At 64.9% G+C, this 13,624-nt stretch carries 17 protein-coding genes and 1 tRNA gene; 8 read left to right on the plus strand and 10 right to left on the minus strand.

Annotated elements, in window-relative coordinates; genetic code table 11:
• Nucleotides 1-197 precede the first annotated feature (197 nt).
• The gene (locus AB3X86_RS19820) at nt 198-917 is read left to right on the plus strand and encodes a FadR/GntR family transcriptional regulator (RefSeq protein WP_368597323.1); all 720 of its coding nucleotides are present in this window, start codon (nt 198-200) and stop codon (nt 915-917) included.
• Between the two features lie 189 nt (nt 918-1,106).
• Entirely contained in the window at nt 1,107-2,153 is a 1,047-nt protein-coding gene (locus tag AB3X86_RS19825; protein WP_368597324.1) for a Gfo/Idh/MocA family protein, read from the plus strand.
• Nucleotides 2,154-2,185: 32 nt separating this feature from the next.
• On the opposite strand, the gene AB3X86_RS19830 is transcribed toward AB3X86_RS19825, so the two are convergent.
• The 7 genes from AB3X86_RS19830 to AB3X86_RS19860 all read right to left on the minus strand — a co-directional run bounded on the left by AB3X86_RS19830 (nt 2,186) and on the right by AB3X86_RS19860 (nt 7,617).
• Entirely contained in the window at nt 2,186-2,845 is a 660-nt protein-coding gene (locus AB3X86_RS19830; RefSeq protein ID WP_176108727.1) for an amino acid ABC transporter permease, read from the minus strand.
• Between the two features lie 186 nt (nt 2,846-3,031).
• Nucleotides 3,032-3,826 (minus strand): cystine ABC transporter substrate-binding protein, encoded by a 795-nt coding sequence (locus AB3X86_RS19835; protein ID WP_184225780.1) that lies wholly within the window; start codon nt 3,824-3,826, stop codon nt 3,032-3,034.
• A gap of 108 nt (nt 3,827-3,934) precedes the next feature.
• A complete protein-coding gene (locus tag AB3X86_RS19840) occupies nt 3,935-4,957 on the minus strand; it encodes a quinone-dependent dihydroorotate dehydrogenase (RefSeq protein ID WP_176108725.1) in 1,023 nt (340 codons plus the stop codon).
• A 126-nt stretch (nt 4,958-5,083) separates the two neighbouring features.
• Nucleotides 5,084-5,929 (minus strand): arginyltransferase, encoded by an 846-nt coding sequence (locus AB3X86_RS19845; protein ID WP_368597325.1) that lies wholly within the window; start codon nt 5,927-5,929, stop codon nt 5,084-5,086.
• A gap of 102 nt (nt 5,930-6,031) precedes the next feature.
• Nucleotides 6,032-6,769 (minus strand): leucyl/phenylalanyl-tRNA--protein transferase, encoded by a 738-nt coding sequence (aat, locus tag AB3X86_RS19850; protein WP_176119951.1) that lies wholly within the window; start codon nt 6,767-6,769, stop codon nt 6,032-6,034.
• A gap of 9 nt (nt 6,770-6,778) precedes the next feature.
• On the minus strand, nt 6,779-7,324 hold the full coding sequence (locus tag AB3X86_RS19855; RefSeq protein WP_176377918.1) for an NUDIX hydrolase: 546 nt from the start codon (nt 7,322-7,324) through the stop codon (nt 6,779-6,781).
• A 216-nt stretch (nt 7,325-7,540) separates the two neighbouring features.
• A tRNA-Met gene (locus AB3X86_RS19860) sits at nt 7,541-7,617 on the minus strand.
• A 223-nt stretch (nt 7,618-7,840) separates the two neighbouring features.
• Here AB3X86_RS19860 and AB3X86_RS19865 point away from each other — a divergent pair.
• Nucleotides 7,841-8,338, plus strand: a complete 498-nt coding sequence (locus AB3X86_RS19865) for a heme-degrading domain-containing protein (protein ID WP_368597326.1) — start codon at nt 7,841-7,843, stop codon at nt 8,336-8,338.
• 4 nt (nt 8,339-8,342) lie between these two features.
• Complete coding sequence (locus AB3X86_RS19870; RefSeq protein ID WP_368597327.1) at nt 8,343-8,681, plus strand: multidrug efflux SMR transporter; 339 nt, start codon at nt 8,343-8,345, stop codon at nt 8,679-8,681.
• Between the two features lie 46 nt (nt 8,682-8,727).
• Here AB3X86_RS19870 and AB3X86_RS19875 read toward each other — a convergent pair whose 3' ends face one another.
• The gene (locus tag AB3X86_RS19875) at nt 8,728-9,117 is read right to left on the minus strand and encodes a hypothetical protein (RefSeq protein WP_368597328.1); all 390 of its coding nucleotides are present in this window, start codon (nt 9,115-9,117) and stop codon (nt 8,728-8,730) included.
• Between the two features lie 82 nt (nt 9,118-9,199).
• Nucleotides 9,200-9,391, minus strand: a complete 192-nt coding sequence (locus AB3X86_RS19880; RefSeq protein WP_176377915.1) for a hypothetical protein — start codon at nt 9,389-9,391, stop codon at nt 9,200-9,202.
• Between the two features lie 289 nt (nt 9,392-9,680).
• On the opposite strand from AB3X86_RS19880, the gene AB3X86_RS19885 reads away from it, so the two are divergent.
• Nucleotides 9,681-9,968 carry a hypothetical protein gene (locus AB3X86_RS19885; protein WP_368597329.1) on the plus strand — a complete coding sequence of 96 codons (288 nt, stop codon included), beginning with the start codon at nt 9,681-9,683 and terminating at the stop codon, nt 9,966-9,968.
• Between the two features lie 162 nt (nt 9,969-10,130).
• Nucleotides 10,131-10,415 (plus strand): DUF1488 domain-containing protein, encoded by a 285-nt coding sequence (locus AB3X86_RS19890; protein WP_013089272.1) that lies wholly within the window; start codon nt 10,131-10,133, stop codon nt 10,413-10,415.
• A gap of 42 nt (nt 10,416-10,457) precedes the next feature.
• Here AB3X86_RS19890 and AB3X86_RS19895 read toward each other — a convergent pair whose 3' ends face one another.
• Nucleotides 10,458-11,432: an NAD-dependent epimerase/dehydratase family protein gene (locus AB3X86_RS19895; protein WP_368597330.1), complete on the minus strand. Its 975-nt coding sequence runs from the start codon at nt 11,430-11,432 to the stop codon at nt 10,458-10,460.
• Between the two features lie 144 nt (nt 11,433-11,576).
• On the opposite strand from AB3X86_RS19895, the gene AB3X86_RS19900 reads away from it, so the two are divergent.
• Together AB3X86_RS19900 and AB3X86_RS19905 are read left to right on the plus strand one after the other, a co-directional pair.
• A complete protein-coding gene (locus tag AB3X86_RS19900; RefSeq protein ID WP_368597331.1) occupies nt 11,577-12,410 on the plus strand; it encodes a TetR/AcrR family transcriptional regulator in 834 nt (277 codons plus the stop codon).
• Between the two features lie 46 nt (nt 12,411-12,456).
• Nucleotides 12,457-13,593 (plus strand): enoyl-CoA hydratase/isomerase family protein, encoded by a 1,137-nt coding sequence (locus AB3X86_RS19905; protein WP_368597332.1) that lies wholly within the window; start codon nt 12,457-12,459, stop codon nt 13,591-13,593.
• Nucleotides 13,594-13,624 lie beyond the last annotated feature (31 nt).

Here is a 13,624-nt window from a genome sequence, read left to right on the forward strand (position 1 = left end):
TTGAGCCTGGCGGAACAGATTGCGTTACACGAACGAAACAAATCTTCAGAGGGATAACCCTGTCAGGAAGTGTCCCAACTGGCGCATCCGTTTCGAAGCTAGCAACGTATCGGAAAACGATCCTATTTGCATAGCAGATACGTACGGGCCCTTCATTAACAGGCCACGCGGGGTCAACACCGCTTCGGGGATATGTCATGGAACACGCAAACAAGGATCGCTCGCTGGTGAGCAAAGTGATGGACGGGCTCGTCAGCGGCATCGTCGAGGAAAAGTACGGCGCGATTCTGCCGCCGCAGGATGTGCTGTCGAAGGAATTCGACGTGAGCCGCACCGTGATGCGCGAGGCGCTATCGATGCTGCTCGCGCGCGACATGCTCGACGTGCGCCCGAAGATCGGCACGCGCATCCGGCCCATGAGCGACTGGCGCATGATCGACGAGGACGTCGTCAACTGGCGTTTTCGCGCGAAGCCCGATCCGATGTTTCTGCGTGACGTGATCGAGTTTCGCATCCTGATCGAACCGCGCGCTGCGGCGCAGGCGGCCGCACGCGGCAGTGCCGCGGATGTCGCGGCGATTCGCGAGGCGTTCGAGGCGTTTCGCGTGATCCGTCCGGGCGAGCCCGCCTATCAGGAAGCCGACGAGCTGTTCCACACGCGTATCGTGATCGCGAGCGGCAACCAGTTCTTCAAGCAGATGGCCGCGATCATTCGCGGCGCGCTGTCGACCGTTGCCCCGATCGTGCATGACCGGACCGGGGTGTGGGAGAGCGCGATCGCGTCGCATCAGCGCGTCGTCGAAGCGATCGAGCGGCGCGATCCGAAGGAGGCCGAGATCGCCTCGCTGGCGATGATCGATTATGCGGCCGAGGAGATCGGCGGCCGGTTTTCCGCGGAGCCGCCGGCGCGGGTTTGAGCCTCGGTGTGAGCGTCGGTTTGAGCCTGGTTGCGTGAGTGCCTGGCCGCGACAGCGGCGGCGCGGGTGTCGAAGGTCGGTGCGCGGCTGCGATGTCGCATGGTTCGGATTGGCCGGGTTCGCCGCATTCTCAAACGGCATCGGCGACAATAGCGGCTGTTCCGAACCGCATGGACCCTCGCACACACGATGACAGACACGACAGCGGCACCGCAGGCAGGCACCGCCCAACCGACCAATCGAGCAGCGCAGGACACCACTTCATCGCGTGAGATCCGTTGGGGGATCGTCGGCGCTGGCCGGATTGCGCGCCGCTTTGCGCAAGGTCTCGCCTTCGTGCCGCGCGCGCGGCTCGCCGCGCTGTGGTCGCGTCGCGTGGAACCGGCTCAGGCGTTCGCCGATGAATTCGGCGGTACCGTTTGCGACAGTTTCGATACGCTGCTCGCGAGCGGCATCGACGCGCTGTATATCGCGACGCTGCAGGACAGCCACGCCGACTATGCGATCGCCGCGTTGCAAGCCGGCTTGCACGTGCTGTGCGAGAAACCCGCGTGTATCAATCGTGCGCAGCTCGAGCGCGTGCTCGAGACCGCGCGCGCTTCGCAACGGCTTTTCATGGAAGCGATGAAGCCGCCGTTCTATCCGCTTTACAGAAGGTTGCGCGAGCACCTCGCGGCCGAACCGATCGGCGAGGTCGGCCTCGTGCGCGCGGGCTGCTCGGTACCTGGCGTGCCGGCCGATCATCCGTCGCTGTCGTTCGAGCACGCGGGCGGCGCGCTGCTCGATATCGGCATCTACGAGATGTTTCTTGCGGTCGATTGGCTCGGCGCACCATGCGACGTGCAGACCTTCGGCCGGCTCGGCGCCACCGGCGTGGATACGTTCGCGAGTCTGAACAGCCAGCACGAGCGCGGCGGCATCGCGCAGCTATTCTGCGGGCTCGATCTGCATGGCAAGGGCGATGCGCTGCTGATGGCCAAAGGCGGTCACGTGACGCTGCACGAGCCGTGGTGGAACCCGTCGCGCGCGAGCATCCGTTACGCGGACGGTCGCGTCGTCGAACTCGACGAACCGTTCGAAGGCGGTGGTTTGAACTACGAGACCGCGCACTTTTGCGAGCTGATTCGCGCGGGTGTGCTGGAGAGTCCGCTGATGCCGCACGACACGTCGCGACAGATGATCGCGATGGCCGACGCTGCGCGCGCGGCGTTGGGGCTGAAGTTCGCTAGCGAATGAGCCGCCGGGGCAAAGAAAGGAGTGCGCGGCGCTCAGTGCCGCGTCGGCAGCGACAGCCGCCGCTCGTACCAGCGCTGCGCCCACTCGAGCACCTGGCACAGCACCCAGTACACGGCCGCGGCGGCCAGATAAAGCGGCAGCGGCTGATACGTCGACGCGATCATTTCCTGCGCGCTGCGCAGCAACTCGGTTACCGTGATCACGGACACGAGCGAGGTGTCCTTGACCAGGCTGATCAGGCTGTTCGACAGACTCGGCACCGCGATGCGCAGCGCCTGCGGCGCGATCACGTAGCGCAGCGTCTGGCGCCGTGACAGCCCAAGGCTGTACGACGCGAGCCACTGGCCCTGGTGAATGCCCAGAATCGCACCGCGCATGCTCTCGGACAGATAGGCGGCGACGTTCGCCGACAGCGCGATCACGCCGGCCGGCGTCGGTTCGAGCGAGATGCCGAAGCTAGGCAGACCGTAGTAAATCACGAAGATCTGCACCAGCAGCGGCGTGCCGCGCATCACGCTCACATAAACGCGTGCGATCCAGTTCAGCGGCCGGCTGTGGCTGATCCCCATCAGTGCGAGCACGGCGCCGCCGATCAAGCCGAAGATCATCGACAGGATCGCGAACTTGATCGTCAGCAAGGCGCCTTGTGCGAGTACCGGCAGCGATTGGAGCAGCAGGGATGTGATGGACATGGGTAGTGTTCTTATTGACGCACAAAGCGCACATCATAAACTTTGGCGCGCGTTCAGGCGCGGGTCGCGCAATGCGGCTCGGGGTATACGTGACGCGCGGTTCGGGTCCAAGGCCCCCGCGCGGGCCGCATAAACGCAAAGGGCGGCATCGTGATCGATGCCGCCCTTCGTTTGACTACACGGGTGTTACTTGATCGGTTTGCTGACGTCGATGCCGAACCATTTGTCCGAGATCTTCGTGAAGGTGCCGTCCGCTTCGAGCTGGGTCATCGCATCGTCGATCGCCTTTGCGAACTGCGGGTTGCCCTTCCGGAACGGAATGCCCGACGGGTTGCCCGGGCCGACGTTCGCGCCGGTGCGCAGCGGCAGGTTCGAGTTCTTCAGCAGGTACGCGAGCATCAGACGGTCGTTCAACGCCGCGTCGAGCCGGCCGGCGGCCAGGTCGCGCAGGTATTCGGGCGCGCCCGGATAGGTCTTCACGTCGATGCCGGGCACCGACTTCGCCATGTCCATGTAGTTCGTGCCGAGACCGACGCCGAGCTTCTTGCCCTTCAGGTCTTCGAGCGACGCGAACTGGCGCGTGTCGTCCTTGCGCTGGATCAGTTGCGCGGCCGAGTACGTGTACGCCGGCGAGAAGTCGAGGGTCTGCTTGCGCGCGTCGGTGATGCCGACCTGGTTGACGATCACATCGAACTTGCCCGCCTGCAGACCGGCGATGATGCCGCTCCATTCGGTCGTGACGAACACCGGCTTCACGCCGAGCTTGGCCGCGACGGCCTTGGCGATGTCGACGTCATAGCCGACCAGCTCGCCCGACGGCGCTTTCGAGTTGAACGGCGGGAAGGTGCCTTCGAGACCGACGCGCAGCGTGCCGCGCTGCTTGACCTGGTCGAGCAGGTCTTCCGCGTGCGCGGCGACGGCGGTCAACGACGCGCCGATCAGCGCGGTGGCGAGGAGTTTCTTCAGCAGGCCAAATTTCATCGTGTTCCTTGTACGTCTGACGTTTTGACGGTCGAGAGCATAGCAAACGAGACTATCGCAATCTAAATACCGTTTGTTTATGTCTATATGCACCGCCAGTGCGGATGCTTAGCGCAGCGCCTGCGCGCATTCGGCGACGAGCGCCGGACCGCGGTAGATGAACCCAGTATAAAGCTGCACCAGTGACGCGCCGGCCGCGAGCTTCGCGCGTGCGTCTTCCCCCGAGAAGATCCCGCCGACGCCGATGATCGGCACCGCCTCGCCGACTTCGGCGCGCAGCTTGCGGATCACTTCGTTCGACGCGTCGAACACCGGCTTGCCCGACAGGCCGCCGGCTTCGTCCGCATGCGGCATGCCGGTGACGGCAGCGCGCGACAGCGTCGTGTTGGTCGCGATTACGCCTTCGAATTGGTGGCGCAGCAAGGTGTCGGCGATCGACTTGATCTGCTCGTCGTCGAGGTCCGGAGCGATCTTCAGGGCGAGCGGCACCAGCTTGCCGTGCATGTCGGCGAGCCGTTGCTGCTTGTCCTTCAGCGCGGCGAGCAGCGCGTCGAGTTCGTCGGCGCCTTGCAGCTGGCGCAGGTTCTTCGTATTCGGCGACGAGATGTTGACCGTCACGTAGCTCGCGAACGGGTACACGCGCTCGAGGCAGTACAGGTAGTCTTCAGCGGCGCGCTCGATCGGCGTGTCGGCGTTCTTGCCGATGTTCAGACCGAGGATGCCGCGATATCGCGCGGCCTGGACGTTCTTCACGAACTGGTCGACGCCGGCGTTGTTGAAGCCCATCCGGTTGATCACCGCGTTCGCTTGCGGCAGCCGGAACATGCGCGGGCGCGGATTGCCCGGCTGCGCGCGCGGCGTCACGGTGCCCACTTCGATGAAGCCGAAGCCGAGCGCCGCCAGACCGTCGATGCACGCGCCGTCCTTGTCGAGGCCGGCCGCGAGTCCGACCGGGTTGCGGAACGTGAGGCCCATCACGGTGCGCGGCGAATCCGGCACGCGCGCGGCGAGCGCGCCGGCGATGCCGGTGCGGCCGGCGGCGCCGAGCATGCGCAAAGTCAGATGGTGAGCGTCTTCCGCGTCCATGCGAAAGAGTTGGGCGCGAACGAGCGGATAAAGGGAACTGAACACGGGATGAAGCCGGACGGCCGGAAAATGGGAACCGGCTATTTTACCGGCTTTGGGCTTTGATGAGACTGGTAGGGCGTTGCTGGCGGCGAGCAGGGCCCGGCGACGACTCGGCGGACGGCCCTTCGGCTACGGCCTGAGCGGACCGCGTCGTCCATGCATCGGCAGATCGACCGGCGGAAAGTCGATGCTGGCCGGATCGAGCACGCGCCACTCGCCGTCGATCAAGCCTTCGAGCGGCCGGAAATTCGCCTTGTACGCCATTTTCGGGCTTTCGCGAATCCAGTAGCCGAGATACACGTACGGCAGGTTCAGGCTGCGCGCCTGCTCGATCTGCCAGAAGATGTTGTACGTGCCGAAGCTCGCATGGGGCAGGCTCGGCTCGAAGAACGTGTAGACCGACGACAACCCGTCGCCGAGGATATCGATCATGCTGATCATGCGCAGCGCGCCCTGTGCATCGGGGCGCGGATCGGGCCGTCCATCGGGACGCAGCGGCGCCGGCTCGCGAAACTCGACGAGCCGCGAGTTGATCCGGCTTTGCAGCAGGAACTGCTCGTACTGATCGCGGCTGTCGCGATCCATGCCGCCGCCTGCGTGGCGCGCCGACTGATAGCGCATATACAGCGCGTAATGCTCCTCGTCGTAATGCAGCGGCGCGACGGTCGCGATCAGGTCGCCGTGCTTTCTCCACACACGCCGCTGCGTGCGGTTCGGCTGAAAACGCTCGACCGGCACGCGCACCGGCACGCATGCGCGGCAGCCGTCGCAATACGGACGGTAGGTGAACACGCCCGAACGCCGGAAGCCGGCCTTGACGAGATCCGTGTAGACGTCCGAATTGATCAGGTGACTGGGTGTGGCGACCTGTGAGCGCGCGATGCGACCGTCCAGGTAACTGCAGGGATAGGGCGCCGTTGCATAAAATTGCAGCGCGGAAAGCGGCGAAAGAGGCAGCTCGTTGGGATGAGTCACGTTGGCAGCTCTCGAAGCGTCTCTGGTAATGCAAACCCGGCGCGCCTGGCGGTTGATGCCGCGATTCGATGGGCGGCGGACCCGGATTCGGCCTGATTTTTCCTACGCCGCGCGCACGAGGATTTCGAGCAGGGCGGTCTTGTCGAAGCGCCAAGGAATGGCCGGTGCGCCGACAGACGCGCGAACATGCGCGACGAACGCCTTGCGCGCTATCTCGCGGCCGCCGAGCGACGCCAGATGCGACGTGTTCTGCTGGCAGTCTATCATTTCTATTTCGTGACGTCGCAAGTGCCCGACCAGCGCGGCCAGCGCCATTTTCGAGCCGTCGGTGACGTCGGTATACATCGATTCGCCGAAGAACATCCGGCCGAGCGACACGCCATACAAGCCCGCTACACGCTTGCCCTCGAACCAGGTTTCGATGCTGTGCGCGTCGCCGAGGCGATGCAGCGACGAATAGGCTTCGACGACGTCGGCGGTGATCCACGTGCCGCGCTGGCCGCGGCGGGGCGCCTGCGCGCAGGCGCGCATCACGGCGGCGAAATCCTGATCGACGCGGATTTCCCACGCGTCGTCGCGCAACATCCGCTTGAGCGTCTTGCGCAGCGACGGCGACAGCTTGAATTCGGCGGGGCGCAGGATCATGCGCGGATCGGGGCTCCACCACAACACCGGCTGGCCGTCCGAATACCACGGGAAAATGCCGCGCCGATAAGCGTCGATCAGGCGCGACGGTAGCAGATCGCCGCTTGCCGCGAGCAGACCGGGCGCGCCGCTCGCGGCGCCGAGCGCGCGCTCGACGGGCGGAAACGGATCGTCAGCTCCGAGCCAGGGAACCATGCGCGCCGCTCAACCTTCGCGCAGGGAGCGGAAGATGTCGCCGGTATGCAGGCCGAAACTGCCGGCCGCGCGGTCGGCGAAAAAAAAGCGCAGCGTCTGGCCGACGGTTGGAAACGCGATCTCGCCCCACGGAATCTCGTGCTCCTCGAACAGCTTCACTTCGAGGCTTTCTTCGCCGGCGGCAATGTCGAGATCGAGCAGCCGCGCCATGTAGAACAGATGCACCTGATGCACGTGCGGCACATTCAGCAGCGAAAACAGGTTCTGCACCTCGACGCGCGCGCCGGCTTCCTCGAGCGTTTCGCGCGAGGCCGCTTCGGCAGTCGTTTCTCCCATTTCCATGAAGCCGGCGGGCAGCGTCCAGTAACCGTAGCGCGGCTCGATCGCGCGGCGGCACAGCAGCACTTTGTCGTCCCACACGGGAACCGTGCCGACCACGTTACGCGGATTCTGATAATGCACGGTGCCGCAACTGCTGCATACGAAGCGCTCGCGATTGTCGCCCGGCGGAATGCTCAGACTGACGCCGTGGCCGCAGACAGAACAGAATTTCATTGGAAAGGGGACGAGAAAGGGTGATAGGAGTTTATCACCCGGGCGGGCGATTACTGATGCGCCGGCGGGACTGCGCGATGGGAGGTTCGATGCGGCGGGCGCCGCCGCGTCTGACACGCTTGACAGTCGATTTTCGAATGCGCTCGTCAGATCGTGGCCACAAAAACAAAAAAGGGTTACACGCCAATGCGTTGTAACCCTTCAATGATTTCGTTGTGGTTGCGGGGGTAGGATTTGAACCTACGACCTTCGGGTTATGAGCCCGACGAGCTGCCAGACTGCTCCACCCCGCGTCCGTCGAAGAAAAGATTATAGACCAGCCAGACAGACAGCGCAATAGCCATGTAAGGATTGGCTTCATTGCGCTTTGCGCCGCGACCGCTACGTCACCTATCGGAAAGGCTCCGGAAAGCCGCGCGCGGACGCTGCGCTAGAATTCAGATTCTCCACGCGGCTCGCCGGATCTTCACGACGGCGACCTCTTCGACTCTGATCCTCCGACCCGTTCTAAACCCCATGGATATCGCTCACGATCTGCAGGTCATCGCTCTTCAGGAAAAGACCCTCGTGTTTCCCCGTTTCGATGCCGACCGTGCGTGGCAAGTCGGCGCGTATCTGCACGAGGTCGCGAAAGCGCGCGGCATTGGCGCCGCGATCGACGTGCGCACATTTGGCCAGCCGCTGTTCTTCAGCCTGCTCGACGGCGCGACGCCCGACAACGTCGACTGGGCGCGCCGCAAGGGCAACACGGTTGCACATTTTCGCCGTAGCTCGTACGCGATCGGTTTGAAAATGCAACTCGCGGGTGCGACGCTCGCCGACAAGCACGGTCTGCCGGCCACCGAGTACGCATCGCACGGCGGCGCGTTTCCACTGACGGTGGAAGGCGCGGGCGTGATCGGTTCGATCACGGTTTCCGGTCTGCCGCAGCGCGCCGATCATGAACTCGTGGTCGAAGCGCTGTGCGCGCATCTGGGTCACGATTACGGCAAGCTCGCGCTCGCGAAAAGCTGACGCGATGCGCGTACCCCCGTATGCGCTGCTCGCGATCGCGATCGTCGCCGAGGTCATTGCGACTTCCGCGATGCGGGCCTCGGACGGTTTCTCGCGGCTGCTGCCGTCGATGGTCGTCGTGCTCGGCTACGGCATCGCGTTCTATTGCCTGTCGCTGACGCTCAGGAGCATTCCGGTCGGCATCGTCTATGCGATCTGGTCCGGTGTCGGGATCGTGCTGATCACGCTGGTCGCGCTGGTGCTGTACCGGCAGGTCCCCGACGTGCCGGCGATCATCGGGCTGGGATTGATCGTCGCTGGCGTCGCGGTGTTGAATCTCTTCTCGAAGATGCAGGCGCATTGAGCGCCCGCGCATGCCGCCTCGGTTGGCGCGCGGAACATAAGTCGGCTTATTTGCAGCGCACGATCATCGAGCGGCCTTTCACATTCGCCGACGCCACGTTGGTGACGCTGCCGCCAGCGGTGCCACCCTCGTCGTTATCTTTCGACACGATGTCGTAGCCGGTCGCGCCGCAGGCCTTACCCGCTTGCACGTAGCACGAGGCCCAGCTCGAGCCGGCGTTGGCGCCGCTGCAGTTGACCGCGAAGCCGGTCTGGCCGTTCGGCAGATTGATCAGCGTGGTCGTGTTCGACGACGCGCAGCCACCGAGCCCCGCGGCGAGCAGCAGCGCAGCGGGCAATGCGGCAGTCAGCGACGCGCGACGCACGAAGGCAAGCACGGCGCTGGATCGGAGGCGGTGGAATCGGCCGGCGCGCCGCGGTTGCGTCGTGAAATGCATCGTGTTGTGTCCTTTCATTCAGATAGAGGTTGCTGCCGGGCTGGAGCCGGTCGGTGTGGAACGCGAGAGCGCGCGCCAAGGCTTAGGTCGCTTCGACGGTGATGCCCGCCGCGCTGACGAGCCGCCGGGCTTCCTCGCCTTCTTCGGTGGCCGCGTCTTCCCAGATGCTGATCGCTTTTGGGATGTCGATCCCATGACTTTCGGCGTACTCGAACCAGCGGTTCGCCGCATCCGGCTCGGGCAGTTCGTGATTCTGCAGAAAATATTTTCCCATATTGCGCTCGCTGGTCTCGAAATGGTGTCGTCATAGTACCGTTTGGCAGCATGGAGCATGCCGATTTGAACCGTTCGACCAGCGCGCGTGGCTGACGTGCGGCGCGGCCGCGGCGTGGGGCGAAAGTGCGGCTCGCGAGCGCGCAGAACTTATCGCGCTGTGACGCGCCTTATCGTAATGGGGCGGGCCGCCCGCACACCTCCGGTGCAGCGGTGCGCCGCATGCTGGAACATCAAGGCGGCGCCGTCGCGACTGGTTCCAGCTCCGCAACCGCAACAGGAGGACGAAGATGGCTGAACGGGTCAGTGGCCCTTATCGCGGCTATTACATCAGCGCCACCGCGCGCCTCGTGCCGGGGGGCAGCACGTCGGGCGCGTCGGGCGAAGCGCACGCCAAAGCGGATGGTACTTACGTCGGCTCGGTTAGCCTCGCCGAAGCCGGCCCGGACGATCCGCATCGGATGGAAACGTTGCTCGATCTCGGCGACCGGCAACGCTTCACTAGCGAAGAAGAGGCGCTCGCGTTCGTCGAACGGGCGGCGCGCGAATATGTCGACCGCTTGCTGGATGGGCAGTGAGCGTGTCGGCGATTTCCGCGCGATGCCCTGAATCAGGCGCCCGCGCACGCTGGACCGTGATCCGGCGGCGCGGGTACCATAGCGGGACCCGCGCGGATCGGCGGCGCATAGCGGCTTTCCACGCGTGTTACGTTCCCGCCGCCACCTTTTGATGAGGCGACCATGGAAATCCGTTTTCCCGAAGACGCGCCTGCTTACCGTGACTCCAATCTGACCGTCGTGTTTTCAGCGCTGGTGGACGGTGAGCCGGTGCCGTGCGCGATCTCGGTGGAAGCGCTCGAGGATCATTTCGGCGCTTACAGCGAGGATCTCGACGGCTGGCTGCGTGCGTTCGATGCGGGCCGGCCGCGCATCGAGGCCGTTGCGCGCGAGCATTTACAGATCAGCAACGGCACACCCGTGCTACTCAAGAGTGGTCACTTTCCGCCAGGGCAGATGGCAGGCTGAGCGGAACTTTCCTTCCACCAACGCATCGCCAACGCGTTGCCGCTAATTCACACCATGCGCCGGCACTGCCTCGCGCGCCGCTTCGAAGCAACGCCTGATCCCTTCCTGATACGAAGTCTTGCTGAACGGCCCGATCAACGTCGCCAGCGCGGAATCGTCGAGCACGATCGGCTCGGTCAACAGATAGTTCATCTCGACCAGTTCGCGCATCAGCGGATTGAATAGCCCGAGCACGCGCAGCATGCCCTTGCCGGCCACCATTAGCTTCGGCTCGCGGCCCGCGAGCGCGTAGGCCTCGTGCGCCACTTCGCGCTGCGTGATCGTGCCGGCGCCGCCGAGATGCCACCAGCGGCCGTAGGCCTCGGGTGTGCGCGTGAGTCGTTCGACCACGGGGCCGACATCCGGCAGAAAGATGAATTCGTGCGGCACGTCGATGGGACCGAGCACCTGCGCGCGCTTACCGGTAGCGGCGCCAACGAAGACACCATGCAACAGGCTGCGCTCAACCCCCGGTCCGTAGAAATCGGGCAGCCGCAATACCAGCGTTTCGAGACCTTTCCGGCCATGCCCGGCCAGCACGAGCTTTTCCTGTTCGAGCCGCATGCGGCCCTTGAACGTGTGCGGCTCGCGCGGATGATCTTCGCGAATCGGATTGCCATGCGCGCGGCCATACGGATACACGGTGCCGATCAGAATGAAGCGCTCGACGCCGGCGGCCGTCACGCCAGCCAGCGTTTTCTCCATCAACGGCGGGTGCTGCGCGAACTGGTCGTAGGGCACGCCGACGAGATAGATCACGGTTTGCAGACCGGCGGCCGCGGCGCGAATCGAGGCGTGGTCGTCGGGGTTCCAGGTGACGATCTCAGCGTGCGGGTCGGCACCGAAGCTGCGTTGCAATGCCTCGCGCGAGCGGCCGACCACCCGATAATCGCGGCCCGCCGCACCAAGCGCCGCGGCAATGCTTTGACCCGCTGCGCCCGCGGCACCGAATAAACCGACCTTTCCCGTGGCTTGCATGACGACTCCTTCAGATGGCGGCGACCTCGTCGCGTGTGCACGTGGCGACTCAGTTTGACCGATGAAAATGTACTGAACACTGTTCAGTAAACAGCGTTCAGTTTAATTTGACTTTTCAGTTTGTCAACCTGAAAATTGCGAGTCATGGGAATTGCTGAACGAAAACACCGCCAGAAACAGGCGCTGCGCGAACGCATCCTCGATGCCGCGCGGCGCATCGTCGTGCGCGAGGGCTTTGCCGCGCTGTCGATGCGCAAGATCGCCGACGCGATCGAATATTCGCCCGCCACGTTGTATCTGCATTTCGCGAGTCGCGACGACATCGCGCGGGCCTTGTGCGAGGAGGGTTACGCGCAGTTGCTCGCGACCTTCGTGCCGCTCGTGCAGATCGCAGATCCCGCCGAACGTTTGAAGGCGCTGGGGCGCGCGTACGTCGCGTTTGGCGTCCAGCATCCGGAAACGTACCGGCTGATTTTCATGGAGGATCCGAGCTATACGGGCGCGGCGCTCGGCGGCGCGGCGGCGGCCGCAGGCAAAGACGGCGGCAACGGGGACGATGCAAGCGCGAACGCCGGGACCAGTCGGTCAACCGCGTCCCGAAGCAACGCCGACGACCCCGGCGACGCCGCGCTGCACATCATGATCGACGCGCTCGACGAGTTGCGAGCAGCGGGGCGTCTGTCGGCGTCGGTCGCATCGATGGAGTCGGCCGTGTGGGCCGAGGCGTTGTGGGCGAGTCTGCATGGCATCGTCGCGCTGAATCTCACGTGTCCGGTGTTTCCGAGTGCGCCGCTCGAGACGCTCGTCGGCGTAACGCTCGACGCTTGGCTCGGCGCGCCGCAGCCCGTGGCAGCGGGTGCATCGAAGAGCGCCGCAGTGCGCGGCAAGAAAACCGTCGCGCGGCGCCACTGCCAGCCTGCCGAATCCATGGACCCGGCTCCCGAGCCCGCCACCAAACGCAAAGCGGCAGGCCCGTGATAACGTTCAGTTCCACGTCAACCCGCGCCGCCGCGCCCAGCTTTCCATGCCCACGTCCGCCTCGCCCGCCACTAGCGACGAAATCGCGACCCACGTAACCAACCGCATCGGTTTCATCGAACTGGAGCGGCCGAAAGCGCTGAATGCGCTGTCGACGAGCATGATTCGCGCGATCCACGCCGCGCTCGACCAGTGGCGCGACGACCCGGGGGTGCTGGCCGTCGTCGTGCGCAGCCGGCATGAGCGCGCGTTCTGCGCGGGCGGCGACATCCGCTTCATGTACGAGGCGGCGCAACGCGGCGACCAACAGGCCCGCGATACATTCTTCAGCGAGGAATACCGGCTCAATCACGCGATCTTCGTGTATCCGAAACCGTATATCGCGTTGATGAACGGCATCGTGATGGGCGGCGGCATGGGCATTTCGCAGGGCGCGCATCGCACCGGCGGCCTGCGCGTCGTCACGCAATCGACGAAGATGGCGATGCCCGAAACCCGTATCGGCCTCTTTCCGGACGTCGGTGCGAGCTGGTTTCTCGCGCGCACGCCCGGCGCGCTCGGCCGCTATCTGGCGGTGACGGGCGAGACGATCGGCGCGGCCGACGCGTTGTACGCGGGCCTCGCCGATGTCTACATCGACGACGCGGCGTTGCCCGCGCTCGTCGCTACGTTGAGGCGCGAACCGTTCGAGCGCGGCGCGGATGTGGTCGCGTGCGTCGAGCGCGAAACGCTCGCCTATCAGGTCGCGCCGCGGCCCGAGGAGAGCGCGCTCGCGAAGGCGCGCACGTTGATCGACCGGCATTTCGCGCAGCCCGACGTCGCGCGGATACTCGCGTCGCTCGAACAGGAGCGCGAGCGCGGCGGCGACGCGGCGGAGTGGGCCGAGCGGACGATCGCGGTGCTGCGCGAGCGCTCGCCGCTGTCGATGGCGGTCTCGCTCGAAGTGGTCACGCGCGCGGAGGGGTCGATGGCCGACGTGCTGCGTGTCGATCTCGATCTGACACGTTCGAGCTTCCTGCTCGGAGACACGGTGGAAGGCATTCGCGCGCGCATCATCGACAAGGACAACGCGCCGCGCTGGCGTTTCGCGCGCATCGAGGACGTCAACCAGGCCGATGTGGAGAAGATGTTCGACAGTCCGTGGCCGGCGGACGAGCATCCGCTAGTCGCTCTGCGCGGGTGAACGTGCACTGAACGCGCATAGAACGCGCACA

The organism is Paraburkholderia sp. BR14374, from assembly GCF_040948685.1.
GTDB lineage: Bacteria > Pseudomonadota > Gammaproteobacteria > Burkholderiales > Burkholderiaceae > Paraburkholderia > Paraburkholderia youngii.

Coding starts and splice junctions, on each gene's coding strand:
- AB3X86_RS19820 (WP_368597323.1), top strand. CDS start 198: ATGGAACACGCAAACAAGGATCGCTCGCTGGTGAGCAAAGTGATGGAC.
- AB3X86_RS19825 (WP_368597324.1), top strand. CDS start 1,107: ATGACAGACACGACAGCGGCACCGCAGGCAGGCACCGCCCAACCGACC.
- AB3X86_RS19830 (WP_176108727.1), bottom strand. CDS start 2,845: ATGTCCATCACATCCCTGCTGCTCCAATCGCTGCCGGTACTCGCACAA.
- AB3X86_RS19835 (WP_184225780.1), bottom strand. CDS start 3,826: ATGAAATTTGGCCTGCTGAAGAAACTCCTCGCCACCGCGCTGATCGGC.
- aat (WP_176119951.1), bottom strand. CDS start 6,769: ATGGTTCCCTGGCTCGGAGCTGACGATCCGTTTCCGCCCGTCGAGCGC.
- AB3X86_RS19855 (WP_176377918.1), bottom strand. CDS start 7,324: ATGAAATTCTGTTCTGTCTGCGGCCACGGCGTCAGTCTGAGCATTCCG.
- AB3X86_RS19865 (WP_368597326.1), top strand. CDS start 7,841: ATGGATATCGCTCACGATCTGCAGGTCATCGCTCTTCAGGAAAAGACC.
- AB3X86_RS19870 (WP_368597327.1), top strand. CDS start 8,343: ATGCGCGTACCCCCGTATGCGCTGCTCGCGATCGCGATCGTCGCCGAG.
- AB3X86_RS19875 (WP_368597328.1), bottom strand. CDS start 9,117: ATGCATTTCACGACGCAACCGCGGCGCGCCGGCCGATTCCACCGCCTC.
- AB3X86_RS19880 (WP_176377915.1), bottom strand. CDS start 9,391: ATGGGAAAATATTTTCTGCAGAATCACGAACTGCCCGAGCCGGATGCG.
- AB3X86_RS19885 (WP_368597329.1), top strand. CDS start 9,681: ATGGCTGAACGGGTCAGTGGCCCTTATCGCGGCTATTACATCAGCGCC.
- AB3X86_RS19890 (WP_013089272.1), top strand. CDS start 10,131: ATGGAAATCCGTTTTCCCGAAGACGCGCCTGCTTACCGTGACTCCAAT.
- AB3X86_RS19895 (WP_368597330.1), bottom strand. CDS start 11,432: ATGCAAGCCACGGGAAAGGTCGGTTTATTCGGTGCCGCGGGCGCAGCG.
- AB3X86_RS19900 (WP_368597331.1), top strand. CDS start 11,577: ATGGGAATTGCTGAACGAAAACACCGCCAGAAACAGGCGCTGCGCGAA.
- AB3X86_RS19905 (WP_368597332.1), top strand. CDS start 12,457: ATGCCCACGTCCGCCTCGCCCGCCACTAGCGACGAAATCGCGACCCAC.